This window comes from Pseudarthrobacter sp. MDT1-40-2 (assembly GCF_059383595.1).
On record NZ_JBWZCL010000002.1, the window covers coordinates 276,338 to 292,087 of the forward strand.

Sequence of the window (15,750 nt, forward strand, 5' to 3'; positions counted from 1 at the left end):
ATTATGACTAACAACACCTACAGCATTTCCGAGATCGTCGGCACCTCCAACACCGGCGTGGACGACGCAGTCCGCAACGGAATTGCCGAGGCCGCCAAGACTCTCCGGAACCTGGACTGGTTCGAGGTCAAGGAGATCCGTGGGCACCTGGAGAACGGCGAGGTGGCCGACTGGCAGGTCACCATCAAACTGGGTTTCCGCCTGGAACGCTGATCCGTTCCAACTCGCCAACCAGGTAGCAGTAGACGCCGTTTAGAGTTCTGAAAACGGCAACTACTGCTACCTAGTTGGGTGAGGCAGTGCCTGCGGAAACCCGCTGCCACACCGTGGGCACGCCGTCGAACGCGGGAAACACGGTGCCCTCGAAAACGGACAGCACCGTTGTGGGATCCGCATCCGGGCTCCAGAGGCCCGAGGCCGGGCAGTGCGAGCCGGTGGCGGTGACCTGGCCCAGGCCGGCAGCGGACGCCTGGCGTTCCTTGAGCAGCGAGATGCGTTTCATCGTTGAAGACCATCCTTGGTGGAGAAAACGGAGATAGCTCCAGCCTAGGAAAAGGCCAGCAGGGCCCCAATGGGCTGCTGGACAGAATAGTGCGGCCACGCTGGACAATTGCACAGCCCAGGCAGAGCAACAGGAAACCGGAAAACTCAGGTGCCGCAGAACGTGCGGTACTTGCCGAAGTCTCCCGGGGCTCCTTCGGCGTACCTTTCCAGGCCGGGACGTTCGTTGAAGGGATCTGTTACCGCAGCCAGAAGCTGATTGAAGGGTGCCAGATCGCCCTCGGTGGCCGCAGCGAGGGCCTCTTCCACCAGGTGGTTGCGCGGAATGTAGACCGGATTGACCTGATCCATCAGCTCAGCGTCGGGAGACAGGGCAAGCCAGCGCTGCGTCCACGAGTCAAAAGCAGCGAGATCCAAAACCATGCGACGTGCGGGCTCGGCATTTCCCCGGGCGGCTTCTCCCAGGTTCCGGAAGAACGACGTGTAATCCACCGGGCTTTCCTGCAGCAACGCCAGGAGGTCGTTCACCACGGGCGAGGCAACGGCATCATCAATGTCTGCGGGAAGGCCGAGTTTGACGTTGAGTCCTGAAGACCACGCCGCACCGTACAGCCGTCGGAACCCGCCCAGGGTCTCCACAGCGATATCCACTGCTTTTTGCTCGTCCTCATGGAGCAGCGGAAGCAGCGTCTCCGCCAGCCGGGCGAGGTTCCATTCGGCTATTACAGGCTGGTTCCGGTAGGCATAGCGCCCCATTTCGTCGATCGAACTGTAGACCGCCGCGGGATCGAAATCGTCCAGGAAGGCGCATGGCCCGTAGTCGATGGTTTCTCCTGAAATGGCCATGTTGTCTGTGTTCATGACGCCGTGGACGAATCCCACCAGCATCCACTTGGCCACCAGTGAGGCCTGCGCTGCCATGACGTCCCGGAACAAGGCCAAGTAGGGGTTTTCAGCCGAAGCGGCCGACGGGTAGTGCCGTTCGATGGCGTAATCAGCGAGCCGGCGGATCAGGTCGGTGTCGCCGCTTGCCCGGGCGTACTGGAAGGTGCCAACCCTTACGTGGCTTCCGGCGATCCTGGCCAGCACGGCTCCGGGCAGGACGGTCTCGCGCTGCACAGGTCGTCCTGTTCCCACCACTGCGAGGGCCCGGGTGGTTGGAACACCGAGCGCGTACATCGCTTCGCTGACCAGGTACTCGCGCAGCATGGGGCCCACCACAGCACGGCCGTCGCCTCCACGAGCGAAGGGAGTGCGTCCGGAACCTTTGAGGTGCAGGTCGCGCAGGTGTCCGTCCTGGTGGAGGATTTCGCCCAACAGCAGGGCGCGGCCGTCGCCGAGCCGTGGCGAATACCCGCCGAACTGATGGCCGGCATACGCCTGGGCCACCGGGACGGCGCCCGGGGGCAGAGCGTTACCGGTCAGCAGGCGCACTCCTTCAGGACTGCGCAGGAAGGCCGGGTCGAGGCCAAGCTCGGCGGCAAGGGGTTCATTGAGCGCCAGCAACTCGGGGCGGGGAACCTCCTCCGCATGCCAGGAAATGGCCAGTTCCTTCAGCTGATCGGCGAACCGGCTCTCAAGCATGACGGCGGACAGTGCGGTGTCACTCATCTATCAATGATACCGGCGTCACCTTCTGCGTGGAGGGGAGATGTGGTACCTCCGGCCATCTGCGAGGGCGATTCCCGGGGAGACCCCTGATGCGCGCCCGCCCCCAGACTGCCCAACAGCGCCAGTGCATCGGCCGATGGGGATCCGGGCTTCGCGGAATACACCCTCAGCACCTGGTCCGGATCGTCCGGGAGGACCAGGTTTTCAAAGTTCAGTTCAAGATCGCCGACGGCGGCATGGTGGAGCCGTACGCTGCCGGCGGACCGTGCCGCGACCCTGTGCCCTGCCCACCATTGGCGGAAATGCTCGCTGTGGACCGCGAGTTCCCCCACCAGCTGGTTGGCCTGGGAATCATTGGGGTGCCGGCCCACGTCCACGCGAAGAGCTCCGGCCGCCTCTTCGGCGACCATCTTCCAGTCCCGGAAAAGCTCCCGCGCCAAGGGATCCAAAATGAGCCATCGCGTCAGGTTGCGCTCCTGCGCGGGAAGCTCCTGGAAGTTCGTGAACAACAGGTAGGCCAGCCTGTTTCCGGCCAACACATCGGTGCGCCGGCCCAGCACCAGAGCCGGGACGTCTCCTACCGCTTCGAGCAGGTGGCGGAGGGCGGGACGGACCCCTTGGGGTGGTGCGGGAGCCCGGCTGGCTGCCGAGCAGTTTTCCAGCAGGTCCATCATGTGCGCGTGTTCGCTGCTGTCCAGCCGGAGCGCTTTGGACACCGAATCCAGTACCGCCCTGGAGGGACGGATGTTCCTGCCTTGCTCCAGCCGGACGTAGTAATCCGTACTCACTCCCGCAAGCAGGGCCACCTCCTCGCGGCGCAGTCCCGGAACCCTGCGAGCGCCAGAGTTTCCCGCACCCCCTGCGTCTTCCGGACTCAGCCGGGACCGCATGGCTTTCAGAAATTTTCCAAACTCGGCGCTCTGACCCATGCCCACCATTGTGCACGCTGGTCCCCCGGAAGTTCTACAGACTTTTTACGACGAGGGTAGGACTGCCAGTCCTAGGAAAAACAGGGACACGATCAGGGGCTGACTCGCGCAGCAAAAGTGCATAGGCTCAATACAGAGCCCAGCGAAACCGCTTTCTGAGGTGACGCTGGCCTCCGCACACAGCGCAAACAGCACTGTGCGAACTTTGCACACAGCACTGCCTGCAACCAAGGAGCCACACCATGAAAGAGCTGACCCTGAACAATGGCGTCACCATTCCCCAGCTCGGCCTCGGGGTTTTCCAGGTCCCGCCGGAAGAAACGCAGCGCGTCGTCGAGGATGCCCTGGAAGCCGGGTACCGGCACATCGATACCGCGGCCGCCTACCGCAACGAGGCAGGAGTAGGCGCAGCGATCGCGGCCACCGGCATTTCCCGCGAGGAAATATTTGTCACCACCAAGCTCCGCAACGGCGAGCAGGGCCAGGCCCAGGAAGCTTTTCTGAACAGCCGCAAGGCCCTTGGCCTGGATTACCTGGATCTCTACCTGATCCACTGGCCGGTCCCGTCACAGGGCCTGTTCATCCAGGCCTGGAAGGAGATGGAACGACTCTATGCCAACAACCAGATCCGGGCCATCGGGGTTTCCAACTTCCTGTCCGACCACCTTGATGCCCTGCTGGAATCCGCTGAGGTGGTGCCCGCAGTTAATCAGATCGAACTGCACCCCAGCTACCAGCAGGCCGCTCTGGCCGCTAAATGCCGTTCGCTTGGCATCGCCGTGGAAGCTTACAGCCCGCTCGGCCAGGGCGGCGACCTCAACGGCAGCGCCGTCACTGCCATCGCAGAGGCACATGACGCCAGCACGGCCCAGGTGATCCTCGCATGGCAGCTGGCATCGGGCAACATCGTGATCCCAAAATCTGCCAATCCGGCAAGGATCAGGGAAAACCTCGCAGCCTCGTCCCTCACCCTGTCTGAGGACGAACTTGCGGCCATCACGGCACGGGAGTCCGGTGCACGCCTCGGTTCGGACCCGGCCGTCGCCGCCTTCACCCAAATGTAGGTCTCGACAGGCTCGCCCACTGAAAGGACAGGCTCGACCCGAAAGACGGGCTCGACCACCGAAAGGATCTACCAATGCAGTACACCCACTTGGGCCGCTCCGGCCTCCAGGTTTCCCGGCTTTGCCTGGGCACCATGAACTTCGGCCCGCAGACTGAGGAAGCCGATGCCCACAGCATTATGGATTCCGCCCAGGAAGCAGGCATCAACTTCTTCGACACCGCCAACGTCTATGGTGGTGCGGACCACCGTGGCTGGACGGAAGAGATCATCGGCCGCTGGTTCGCCAAAGGCAATGAACGCCGCGAACACACAGTTCTGGCTACCAAGCTTTACGGCACCATGACGGACCGGCCCAATGAATCCAAGCTCTCCGCCCTGAACATCCGGCGCGCGCTGGACGCCAGCCTTAAGCGCCTGCAAACGGACTACATTGACGTCTACCAGTTCCACCACATCGACCGGAACACCCCATGGGACGAGATCTGGCAGGCCATCGAAGTGGCAGTCCAACAAGGCAAGATCCTCTACTCCGGCAGCAGCAACTTCGCCGGCTGGCACATCGCCCAGGCGCAGGAAGCCGCGCAGCGCCGGAACTACACCGGGCTGGTCAGCGAGCAATCCATCTACAACCTGTTCATGCGCCAGGTGGAACTCGAGGTCATTCCGGCTGCCCAGCAGTACGGGCTGGGCCTGATTCCGTGGTCCCCGCTGCAGGGCGGCCTCCTGGGCGGCGTTCTGAAGAAGGAAAGCGAAGGGGTCCGGCGCACCGAGGGCCGTGCCCTGGAAACACTGAAGGCGCACCGGGAGCAGATCCAGCAGTATGAGCACCTGGCTGATGATCTGGGCCACGAGCCCGGCGACGTTGCCCTGGCCTGGCTGCTGCACCAGCCGGCGGTGACCGCGCCGATCGTAGGGCCACGCACACAGGAACAGCTCGACGCCGCCATCCGGGCCCTGGATGTCACCCTGGACGCCGATGCGCTCAAGCGCCTCGATGACATCTTCCCGGGGCACCGCACCGCTCCCGAGGACTACGCGTGGTGAATCCGCTGGCACCTGACGCGGACACGGTGGCGCCGAGGAACATCCTCTTCATCGGCGGTACCGGGGTGATCAGCGCGGCGGCGGCAGAACGTGCCGTCGCGCTGGGCCACCGGCTCACCATCCTCAACCGCGGGCAGTCCACCGGCAGGCCGGTTCCGGACGGCGCCGAAGTGCTGCACGCGGACGTCCGCGATGCAACAGCCGTGCAGGAGGTGCTGAAAGGACGGGAGTTCGACGCCGTTGCGGACTTTATTGCCTTCACTCCGGACCACGCGCGGGCAAGTATGGAGTTGTTCCGTGGCCGTACAGGGCAGTACGTCTTTATCAGTTCGGCATCCGCGTACCAGAAGCCGCCCACCCGGCTGCCCATCCTCGAGTCCACTCCCCTGAAGAACCCGTTCTGGCAGTACTCGCGGGACAAAATCGCCTGCGAGGACCTCCTGTTCGAGGCGTACCGCTCCGATGATTTTCCGCTTACGGTGGTCCGGCCGTCGCACACGTACGACCACACGAAGATTGCGATGGTGGGCGGCTGGACGGATATTCACCGGATGCGCGAGGGCCTGCCCGTCCTGGTGCATGGCGACGGCACTTCGCTCTGGACGCTGACTCACAGCCGGGACTTCGCGAAGGCCTTCGTGGGGTTGCTGGGCAGGCCCCAGGCCGTGGGCGAGAGCTACACCATCACCTCTGACGAGTACCTGCCGTGGAACCAGATTTACCGGCTCTTCGGCCGAGCGGCAGGTGTTCCGGCACCGAAACTGGTCCATGTAGCGTCAGAAACCATCGCCGCACACAGTCCTGTGCTGGGCGCCAACCTGCTCGGCGACAGGTCCCACTCGGTAGTATTCGACAACACCAAGATCAAGTCTCTGGTCCCCTCCTACTCAGCCACGATTCCGTTTGCCGATGGCGCCCGGGAAATCGTGGCGTGGTACGACTCGCACCCGGAGCTGAAAGTAGTGGACCGGGAATACATGGACCTGAGCGACCGGCTGATCAGTTTAGCGAGCCAAACCGGTTGACTTCCGTCTCCGGGCGGGATTGGTGCCCTATTCTGGCTGAGGAGCATCCAATCCGGGATGGTCCTTTTGGGGGAAAGAGCATGAATGGGCGCGCTCGAGCAGACCGACACCGAAACTTCCGCTGAACGGGAACGCAGGGCGCAGCAGCCCGCCGCGCCCGGGGACGGCGGAAGCACATCGCCGCGGAAGCATCGACGTCGACGGCGGTGGTGGGCAGCCATCGCCGTCACGGTCCTGGCCGTGGCCCTGGTGCTGTCCTTGACGCCGTGGCCGTCCGCCTTGCTGATCCGGAGTGTCTTTGAGCAGGGCGCAAAGTCCACGGTGGCCGAGATGCTTCCCTATGTTCCCGATACCCCATTGCGCCAGCAAACGGATATCGCCTACAACGCCGACGGGTTGATGGACCATTACACTCCTGCCGACGCGAAGGGCCCGCTTCCCACCGTGGTGTGGATCCATGGTGGTGCGTGGATCTCCGGGGACAAGCGGGACGTGGCGCCCTACCTGCAGATCCTCGCGGCCAAGGGCTACACCACCATCGGCCTCAGCTATCCGATAGCCCCCGAGACCACCTACCCCAACGCCGTTGAAGACATCAATGACGCCCTTGCGTACATCAAGGAGCACGCGGCGGAATTGAACGTGGACGCCAGCCAAATCGTCCTGGCAGGGGATTCGGCCGGAGCGCAGCTGGCCAGCCAAATGGCCACACTGACTGTGAACCCGGACTATGCGCAGCTGCTCGGTATCCAGCCTGCCCTGGCGAAGGAGGACCTTGCCGCCACCATCCTGCACTGCGGGGTCTATGACCTGAGGGCAATGGCCGAGCTGGATGGATTGGCGGCCTGGGGCTTCAAGGTTGCCCTGTGGGGATACACCGGGACGAAGGACTGGTCAGAAACCTACGCCGGCGCCACAATGTCCACCATTGAGTTCGCCAGCGGAGACCTTCCGCCCACCTTCATCAGTGGCGGGAACGCGGACGGGCTCACCTGGCTGCAGTCCATCCCCTACAGCAACAAGCTCAAGTCCGAGGGCGTGCCGGTGACGCAATTGTTCTGGGCAGCGCACCACTCAACGGATCTCCCCCACGAATACCAGTTCCATTTGGACTTCCCCGAAGCCCAGGAGGCAAGGGACAAAACCTTCGATTTCCTCGCCCAGCACACCTCCCCCTGACTGATGCGGGGTCCGCAGCGCCCTAAATACCCCACGAACAAGCCCAGTGCAAGGCTTGTTTTCGGCCCCCGACGGCCACTAAGTTACTGGGGAAGCGTTTTCCCATTCCCGAATTGAAAGGATTCACTGATGAATCCGAACAGGAAATCCGTGCGCCGTCTTTCGGTTGCCGCGGCTGCCGGCATGGCACTGACCCTTGGCTGCCTGAGCACCCCGGCCTCCGCCGTCGGGCCTTCCTCCCGTGACTCTGCAAAACCCGCCGCCGCAGGCGTCCAACTGGATCACCTGGACCGCGGCCTGGTGGCCGCCGGAACCAGCGAAGGCGTCTTCCTGAGCTGGCGTCTCCTGGGCCACGAGGCCACCGGATCCAGCGCAACGGGGCTCACCGGCACCGACTTCAACGTCTACCGTGACGGGCAGAAGATCGCCACAGTCACGGACAGCACCAACTTCCTTGATATAGACGGCACGGGAACATCGGCCTATGACGTGCGTGCCGTCGTCGGAGGCGTTGAACTGGACAAAAGTGACATTGCAACCCCCTGGGCCGGAAACTTCCGGGACATCCCGCTGACCAAGCCGGCCGACGGAGTTACTCCCGTTGGGGAGGCTTACACCTACCGGGCCAACGACGCCAGCGTGGGCGACGTGGACGGTGACGGGCAATACGAATTTGTCGTCAAGTGGGACCCCACCAACTCGAAGGACGTCTCCCAGGTGGGCTACACCGGGCCCACCTTCGTAGACACGTACAAGGCGGATGGCACCCTGCTGCACCGAATTGACTTGGGCGTGAACATCCGCTCCGGGGCGCACTACACTCAGCTGCTGGTCAATGACTTCGACGGCGACGGCCGCGCAGAGCTGATGTTCAAGACGGCGCCGGGAACCAAAACCACCTCCTACAACGCTGACGGCAGCGTGGCAGGCGAGTCCTTCATCTCGTTGTTGCAGGAGGACATTGACGCCGGGTACTCCAACTCGGACGACTACCGGATGAGCGCCGCGGATTACTATCAGCACGTGGTGGAGATGTTCATGGGCTGGACCGAGCACCCCGAGGTAGCGTCCGGTAACTGGCCCGCAACCCTCGAAGAGGCGTTCGGCAAGGCACCTCAGTACCAGTACCCGCTGTCACGCACCGACGCTGAATCACTGGCGGACTACTTCATTGACGAGTACGCGCCCGGCCGAAGCGCACGGAACAACCTGCGCGCATTCGAAGGCTTTGTGCTGGACGGCCCGGAGTACCTGAGCGTCTTCGAGGGAGCCACGGGCAAGGAGCTGAAGACTGTAGCCTACGAGCCCGGCCGGCACGACGACGGCCTGATGTGGGGCGACTACGCCATGGCCCGGATTGAACCGGGCAACCGCGTGGACCGCTTCCTGGCAGGGGTGGCGTACCTGGACGGCAAAACGCCCGCAGCCGTGTTTGCCCGCGGCTACTACACCCGCACTACCCTGGCCAGCTACACCTGGGACGGCACCAACCTTAACCCGGTATGGGACGTCGATTCCGGGTGGACCCCCATGGCCAATCCTTTCAACGCTTCACCTCACGGCGTTGACGGCACGGATCCGGTGTTCGGCAAGTTGACCACCCAGGGCTTCCATTCCCTGAGCGCAGCCGACGTTGACGGCGACGGCAAACAGGAAGTCGTCTACGGCTCAGCCACCATCGACGATGACGGCTCCCTCCTGTACAGCTCGTTCGACACCATGCCTGCCCAGAGCGCTGCTCCCGGCCAGGAAGCACGGCTGGGCCACGGCGACGCCATGCACGTGACGGACATCAATCCGGACCGGCCGGGCAAGGAAATCTTCTCCGTGCATGAAGGCGGCGTGTGGGCACCCTACGGCTACGCCATGCGGGATGCCGCTACCGGTGAAGTGCTGTTTGGCGAGTACTCCGGCAAGGACACCGGCCGCGGCATGATCGGCGACGTCGATCCCAACGTCCGCGGCATCGAAAACTGGGCCATCGGCATGCAGTCCGCGGCCGGGCAGAAAATTTCCGACAGCATTCCCGGCACCAACATGAGCATCAAGTGGGCCGCGGACATGACCACCCAACTGGTGAACGGCTCCCGGGACCAGACGCCGACGATCGATGACTGGAAGCGCGGCCGCCTGCTGACCGCTACGGACACCCGCACCAACAACGACACCAAGGGCAACCCCAGCCTCGTGGCGGACGTCGCGGGCGACTGGCGCGAAGAGCTGCTGGTCCGCACCACGGACAGCTCCGCGTTGCGCATGTACCTGAGCACCGAGGTCACCACCCACAAGCTCTACACGCTCATGCATGATCCGCAGTACCGCGCTGAAGTGGCCAGGCAGAACACCTCCTACAACCAGCCGGCTTACACGGACTTCTATTTCGCCTCCGACATGGACTTCAGTAACGTCCCGTTGCGGGCCGCATGGACGCCCGGCAGCGTAAGGGCCCTGCAGCAGGTCCTCGAAGGCCTGGTGGAGTCGGGCGAGGTGTCCGGTCCGGCAACTGCCCAGCTCACTGCCAGCCTTCGGCAGGCCGTCAAAGCAGTTGACGACGGCGACAGCACCAAGGCGGGCCAGGCAGTGCAGCGTTTTGTTGGCTTCCTCGGCCAGCAGAAGCGACCCGACCAGGTGAGTGGTTCAGCCAGGACCCTCCTGGAATACCATGCCGGAAAAATTCTTCGGGCTTTCCAGGGCTAGGCCAACCGGAAGAGGGAGACACTGTTCAGATGACACTTGCACCGCTGATCACGCTCAATGACGGGCATCAGATTCCGCAACTGGGACTCGGCACTTGGCCGTTGGACGATGCACAGGCGGCGGCAGCTGTCGTCCAGGCGGTGGACGCCGGCTACCGGCATATCGATACAGCAGTGAAGTACGGGAACGAATTGGGGGTGGGCGACGGCATCCGACGTGCCGGCGTCGACCGTTCCGAGCTGTTCATCACCACCAAGCTGGACGGCACCTACCAGGGTCAGGACCGCGCCGTTGAGGGCCTGGAAGGTTCGTTGCAGAGGTTGGGACTGGACTATGTGGACCTGCTGCTGATCCACTGGCCGCTGCCCGGCCGGGACGAGTTCGTGTCCACCTGGAAGACGTTTGAGCGGCTTCAGGTTGAGGGAAAGGCGCGGACAATCGGCGTCTCCAACTTCAAGCCTTCGCATCTGGAGAGGTTGATTGCTGAGACCGATGTGGTGCCGGCTGTCAATCAAATCCAGCTAAGCCCCGCCATTACCCGCGCCGAAGAGCGGGCATATAACGCCGCTCACGGAATTGTTACGGAGTCCTGGAGTCCGCTGGGAGCCGGCACGGATCTGCTGTCCGCGCCGATCTTATCCGTGCTGGCCGAGAAGTACTCCAAAACCCCGGCCCAGATTGTGCTCCGCTGGCATCTCCAGAACGGCCTGGTAGCCATCCCGAAGACGGCTAATCCCCAGCGAATGCGGGAGAATCTGGATGTTTTCGACTTCGTGTTGGACCGGCTGGACCTGGCGGAACTCGCAGTCCTGGATGAGGGCCCCCGAGCCGGGGTCGATTCGGACGTCCGGGGGCACTGAGGACGGCGCCAAGACTGCTGGAAAAAGGCCTTAAGCCCCGCATGAAAGCCGCGTCAACCGCACTGATAGCACCTCGGCGACTGGCGAAAATATAGTAAGCATGTTTAGTATTGAGGCAGAAGGAATCAAGCGTATCCGGCAATCCGGTGCCTCCTTTATGAAGGAAGAGGAAGACAAAATGGGTTTTTTTGCATTTCTGATCCTTGGGCTTATCGCTGGTGCGATCGCTAAGGCAATCCTGCCGGGCAAGCAGGGCGGCGGTATCTTCATGACCCTGCTGCTCGGCGTCGTCGGCGCATTCCTTGGCGGTTGGCTCGGAAGCGTGCTGTTCAACGCACCGCTGCAGGAATTCTTCTCCCTGCAGACGTGGCTCCTGGCGATTGGTGGCGCCATCATCGTGCTGCTGGTCTACGGGCTGGTCACCAAGCGGAGCGTCCGCAGCTAACACAGCTTCGGCCGGAAGCCGGCCCCAGGTACTCCTGGGGCCGGCTTTCCTTTTCACGTTTGCACACCATCCCCACCCCGTGGTCTCCATCAACTGAGCAGGAGTTCATCATGAAATCAAAGCTTCTCTTGGGCATCGGCCTTGCCGCCGGCTATGTCCTCGGAGCGCGGTCCGGACGGGCCGCGTACGAAAAAATCAAGGCCAAGGCCACCGGAATCTGGGAGAGCGAACCCGTCCAGCAGAAGGTCGCAGCCGCCACGGAGACCCTCAAGGAGAAGGCACCCGAGGTAGCCGACCAGCTGGGCGAGGCTGCCCGCCGCGCAGGCACGGTAATCGGCCAGTCAGTACATCGCGAATCAGGGGACACCAAGACTGCAGACCAGGGCACTTCTGGTGGGGGTGCCTTTGGAAGCGGTACCTCGGCAGACTCCTCAGGCCCTTCCGGCGCCGAAGCTGCGGTTCCCGGCCACAGCACGCATGCCGGCACCCCAAACCTGGACACGCATATCAGCCCCGACGCCGGCGCGGCGGATTCCAGCGTCTATGAGACTGCCGATGGGATCGTGGAGGTAGCCGAAGAGCACGACCGGGCTGTCGACGCCGCGGGTTCGCATGCCCGGACCGCAGACGTTGATTCGGATCCGGCCCTTAACGCCGCCAGTGGCCAGGACTGGACAGACGAAGGCGGCGCAACGCCCTCCGGTGCTGCCACTAACACGGAGCGGAACGAACAGTAAGATCCGCGGCGTCCCGCTTCGCCACGGTAGTCTCTAGCCGGGACAGCTACAAGGAACGGTAAGGGATTACACGTGAGCGAAGCGGGGAACCAGGGCGTACCGCCGGGTTGGTACAACGACCCGGCGGGATCCGCGCAGCAGCGCTGGTGGAACGGTACGGCGTGGACCGAGCACGTCAGCCAACCAAGTCCCCACGTTGCTCCCGGTTACGCCGCCGGGTACCCGGCCAATTACTCCGCCGGATACCTGCCCGAGCGGCCCAAAATTAGCGACCAGACGCCGGTTTACAACCCGATGATCTGGATCATAACCTTGCTGCCCCTCGTCACGGTGGCGCTGCTGCTGGCCTGGAACCCCGACTTCAGCGCCCTGTACGTTGATCCCCGGGGTGACTACAGCCCGGCCATGGATATCGGTGCAGTCTTCACGCCCGCTTACCTGTTACTGGTCGGCTCAGGCCTCCCGCTCTATGGGGCCACCGTGGTGCTGGCCTATTTCGACAGCGAACGGCTTAGGCGCGACGGCGTGGTCCGGCCGTTTCACTGGGCGTGGAGCTTCCTGAGCACTGCCGTCTATGTGATCGGACGGAGCGTGATTGTGCGCAAGGTAGCGCCAGAACGCGGCCTGGTTCCTGTTTGGGTCCTGATTGGCGTGGTGGTGCTCAGCATCGTGGTCAGCACAGTTAAGGTCACGGCCCTTACGTCCTCCATGATCGATACTCTTTCCACCTACTGACGGGCAGCTCATGCCGGCAGCCCTTCGTAAGCGATGAAGAAGACTCTGTTTTCTCGAATAGCATGAAGGAATGCCTGCTGCCCCTTCTTCGGCCATACCACCAGCTACGCCGCGACATCTAGTCGAACCCGGCACAGCGCAGCTGTCATTTGGGCAGGGCAGGCCATGGGCAATGCCGGGGACGATTGGCTTGTTGGCGTTCTGTGCCGCTTTCATCGGTTCATGGGTGCCCTCATTTTGGGATGACGAAGTAGCCACTATTTCCGCAGCCGGACGGTCACCGCACGAGTTGCTGATGCTTCTGCAGTCGGTGGATGCAGTCCATGGGTTCTATTACTTCCTGATGCACGCCTGGACGTCGGTTTTTGGCTTTTCTGAGCTGGCAATGCGGTTGCCTTCGGCCGTGGCGGTGGCTCTGGCCTGCGCCGGAACAGTCATCATCGGCCGGAAGCTGGGCTCTGAGCAGATCGGCCTGGCGGCAGGGCTTGTCTTGGCGTTGCTTCCTCGGATGGCGTGGGCCGGAACAGAGGCGCGGCAGTCCGCCTTCACCGCCTTGTTCGCCGTGACCCTGACTCTTCTGCTCATTCGTGCGTGGAAGTCCGGCCGCGTCTCTGACTGGCTGCTGTACGGGCTGTGTGCGGTCCTGGGCGTATGGATGTTCATGTTTTTCGCCTTGGCCGTTGTGTCGCACGCCATCGCGGGCCTGATCTTGAAGCGCAGGCCCGTTGCCACCCTCATCACCTGCGCCGGAGCAGGCGCCCTGGTCCTGCCCTTCCTGCTGTACGCGCTCGGGCAAAAGGCTCAAGTGGACTGGATCCAAGACCGTTCGCTGGTCCAGAACCTGGCAACTGCCGGCGTCAAGCAGTTTTTTTATGGTGATGACAGGCCCACGGAGAACCTTCCTCCGCAGTGGATCCTCGGCTTTGTTGTACTGCTGGGAGTCCTGGAAATTGGCCTCCTGGTATGGGGCGTACGCGCTGCGGTACGCATACCGCACCTGCGCCCTTTGGTGGTCCTGGGTCTTGTCAGCGTTGCCGTCCCGGCCATGGGCCTGCTGGTAGTAAGTGTTATCGCCCAGCCCGTGTACGTTGCCCGCTACCTCACTTTTACGGCTCCGGCGTTCGCCTTGCTTGTGGGCGTCGGAATCAGCCAACTGCCAGCCACCCGCACGTTGCTGCGAAACCTCATCATCGCGGCAGTTGCCTGCTCGAGCCTGGTTCCCCAACTCACCCTCAAGAGCCTGGTCAATGAGCCCCCTGACACTGAACGGCAACTCGCAGCGCTGCTCAGTGCCCAATCCGAACAACCAGCCGCAATTGTCTACCTGCATCCGCATCTTCGCGACATGGCCCTTGCCTACCCTGAAGACTTCCGCAGCTTCCAGGACCTCTCCCTCAAGGAAAGCCCGGGCGAGTCAGGGACATTGTGGGGGGAGAACATGGCGGTCGCCCCCGAGCGGCTTTCGGGACGGGGACAGGTCTGGTTTGTGGGCGACGGCAAAGGGGCATCGAATGACCTGTCAGCCTTTACAGCAGCCGGATGCTCGATGACAGAAACCCGCGCGTATCAACGGGTTACCCTGATTGCCTTCGACTGCCGCTAAGCCACCACGCAACCCGGTCCCACCCAGCTCGTCCCGGGTCGGGCTGGAAACTGAGGCCATGGAGCAAAAACCCACCCGTAAGGCGCCATAAGTTGGCAGGATAGGGCTATGAATCCTGCCGCATCACGCACCATTATCTGGACCGGTACCTACACCCCCGACGGCGGAGGCAGGGCCGAAGGAATCGGCGCCTTGGCCGCGCACAGCGATGGCCGGCTTGAGTGGCTGGGTACGGCCGTGGCGGCGGATTCGCCGTCGTTCCTTGCCGTGCACCCCACGCTTCCGGTCTTGTACGCGGTAGCTGAGCAGCGCCGCAAGGTCCAGGCCTATCGCCGCACCGGCGGGTTCGAACTGGAGCCGTTTGGCCCCGCCCAGGACGCGGGTGAGGGCTGCTGCCATGTGGCAGTTGACCCTCGAGGCCGTTTTACCGTGGCTGCCTGCTACGGCGACGGCCAGGTCCTGCTCTACGAATTGGACCACGACGGCGGTCTGGGCGCACGGTTCCAAACCGTGCCTTCGGTTGATCCGTACCCGGGCGCCAGTGCTGCGGGGCACCGCCAGAGCCGCGCCCACGCCAGCCTGGTGCTGGCAGACGGGCGCGTCATGACAACAGACCTGGGCCACGATAAGCTCCGCATCTGGACCTACGTTCCCGGCCGGGGCCTTGTACCGGACCATGAGGTGGTGTTGCCCGCCGCCTCCGGACCCCGGCACATGGTGCAGCACCACACCGGCAGCGTTCTTGTGGTCACGGAATATTCGCTGGAAGTACTGGTAGTGCAAGCGGACGACGGCGGGACGTTCCGTTTGGTCAGCCGGGGACCGGCTACCGCCGGCGGAACCCTGCCGGGTGATTCAGCCGCCGAGATTTGCCTGGACACGGACGGGACCTACGCTTACGTCGGTATCCGGGGATCGAACATTGTCGGCGTCCTGACCGTCAGCGCCGACGGCACCCAGGCAACTCCTAAGCGGCACTATGCCAGCGGCGGCGATTGGCCACGCCACCACCTCGTCCGGGGCCATTGGCTCTACGTGGCGCACGAACGATCCGACGAAATTGCCACCTTTGCCCTGGACCCGCAGACCGGCCTGCCAGGGCCCCGGGTGCAGTTGCTGGCGGTACCTTCCCCCACTGCCCTGGTGGTGGCGGCGGACTAGCTCCTCCTGGTGCCCGACGGGTGATGGCGCATTCAGGTGCAAGCGCTTACACTTGTGATTTCAGTCACGCACGCCTCCCGCGCGCTGCTGGCTGCTGTCCCATTCCCTGAAGCAATGCCGCTACCAGGAAGGCCTCATAGCAGTGTCATTACGCACC

Annotated in this window: 15 protein-coding genes; 12 read left to right on the forward strand and 3 right to left on the reverse strand. The window is 63.3% G+C overall.

Annotation, left to right across the window (positions count from 1 at the left end; all coding sequences use genetic code 11):
* Window positions 1-3 precede the first annotated feature (3 nt).
* Entirely contained in the window at window positions 4-213 is a 210-nt protein-coding gene (locus AC50X5_RS07480; RefSeq protein ID WP_463936507.1) for a dodecin, read from the forward strand.
* A 70-nt stretch (window positions 214-283) separates the two neighbouring features.
* Here the strand turns inward: AC50X5_RS07480 and AC50X5_RS07485 are convergent, their stop codons facing one another.
* From AC50X5_RS07485 to AC50X5_RS07495, 3 genes are all read right to left on the reverse strand, one after another.
* Window positions 284-502 carry a hypothetical protein gene (locus AC50X5_RS07485; RefSeq protein WP_494975475.1) on the reverse strand — a complete coding sequence of 73 codons (219 nt, stop codon included), beginning with the start codon at window positions 500-502 and terminating at the stop codon, window positions 284-286.
* Window positions 503-648: 146 nt separating this feature from the next.
* Entirely contained in the window at window positions 649-2,112 is a 1,464-nt protein-coding gene (locus AC50X5_RS07490) for a protein adenylyltransferase SelO (protein WP_494975476.1), read from the reverse strand.
* The gene (locus AC50X5_RS07495) at window positions 2,109-3,041 is read right to left on the reverse strand and encodes a helix-turn-helix domain-containing protein (RefSeq protein WP_494975477.1); all 933 of its coding nucleotides are present in this window, start codon (window positions 3,039-3,041) and stop codon (window positions 2,109-2,111) included. The genes AC50X5_RS07490 and AC50X5_RS07495 overlap by 4 nt, the downstream gene beginning before the upstream one ends.
* Before the next feature lie 242 nt (window positions 3,042-3,283).
* Here AC50X5_RS07495 and AC50X5_RS07500 point away from each other — a divergent pair, with 242 nt between their 5' ends.
* The 11 genes from AC50X5_RS07500 to AC50X5_RS07550 all read left to right on the forward strand — a co-directional run bounded on the left by AC50X5_RS07500 (window position 3,284) and on the right by AC50X5_RS07550 (window position 15,593).
* Complete coding sequence (locus tag AC50X5_RS07500; protein ID WP_494975478.1) at window positions 3,284-4,105, forward strand: aldo/keto reductase; 822 nt, start codon at window positions 3,284-3,286, stop codon at window positions 4,103-4,105.
* A 74-nt stretch (window positions 4,106-4,179) separates the two neighbouring features.
* Complete coding sequence (locus tag AC50X5_RS07505; RefSeq protein ID WP_494975479.1) at window positions 4,180-5,151, forward strand: aldo/keto reductase; 972 nt, start codon at window positions 4,180-4,182, stop codon at window positions 5,149-5,151.
* Entirely contained in the window at window positions 5,145-6,176 is a 1,032-nt protein-coding gene (locus AC50X5_RS07510; RefSeq protein ID WP_494975480.1) for an NAD-dependent epimerase/dehydratase family protein, read from the forward strand. Before AC50X5_RS07505 ends, AC50X5_RS07510 begins: the two co-directional genes overlap by 7 nt.
* 84 nt (window positions 6,177-6,260) lie before the next feature.
* Complete coding sequence (locus AC50X5_RS07515; RefSeq protein WP_494975481.1) at window positions 6,261-7,355, forward strand: alpha/beta hydrolase; 1,095 nt, start codon at window positions 6,261-6,263, stop codon at window positions 7,353-7,355.
* Between the two features lie 129 nt (window positions 7,356-7,484).
* Window positions 7,485-10,052 (forward strand): rhamnogalacturonan lyase, encoded by a 2,568-nt coding sequence (locus tag AC50X5_RS07520; RefSeq protein ID WP_494975482.1) that lies wholly within the window; start codon window positions 7,485-7,487, stop codon window positions 10,050-10,052.
* 29 nt (window positions 10,053-10,081) lie between these two features.
* On the forward strand, window positions 10,082-10,912 hold the full coding sequence (locus AC50X5_RS07525) for an aldo/keto reductase (RefSeq protein ID WP_494975483.1): 831 nt from the start codon (window positions 10,082-10,084) through the stop codon (window positions 10,910-10,912).
* 178 nt (window positions 10,913-11,090) lie between these two features.
* Window positions 11,091-11,357, forward strand: a complete 267-nt coding sequence (locus AC50X5_RS07530) for a GlsB/YeaQ/YmgE family stress response membrane protein (RefSeq protein ID WP_493983691.1) — start codon at window positions 11,091-11,093, stop codon at window positions 11,355-11,357.
* A gap of 110 nt (window positions 11,358-11,467) precedes the next feature.
* On the forward strand, window positions 11,468-12,094 hold the full coding sequence (locus AC50X5_RS07535; protein ID WP_494975484.1) for a hypothetical protein: 627 nt from the start codon (window positions 11,468-11,470) through the stop codon (window positions 12,092-12,094).
* 72 nt (window positions 12,095-12,166) lie between these two features.
* Window positions 12,167-12,829, forward strand: a complete 663-nt coding sequence (locus AC50X5_RS07540; RefSeq protein ID WP_494975485.1) for a DUF2510 domain-containing protein — start codon at window positions 12,167-12,169, stop codon at window positions 12,827-12,829.
* A 172-nt stretch (window positions 12,830-13,001) separates the two neighbouring features.
* On the forward strand, window positions 13,002-14,432 hold the full coding sequence (locus tag AC50X5_RS07545) for a glycosyltransferase family 39 protein (RefSeq protein ID WP_494975486.1): 1,431 nt from the start codon (window positions 13,002-13,004) through the stop codon (window positions 14,430-14,432).
* A gap of 108 nt (window positions 14,433-14,540) precedes the next feature.
* Window positions 14,541-15,593: a lactonase family protein gene (locus AC50X5_RS07550; protein WP_494975487.1), complete on the forward strand. Its 1,053-nt coding sequence runs from the start codon at window positions 14,541-14,543 to the stop codon at window positions 15,591-15,593.
* Window positions 15,594-15,750: the final 157 nt, after the last annotated feature.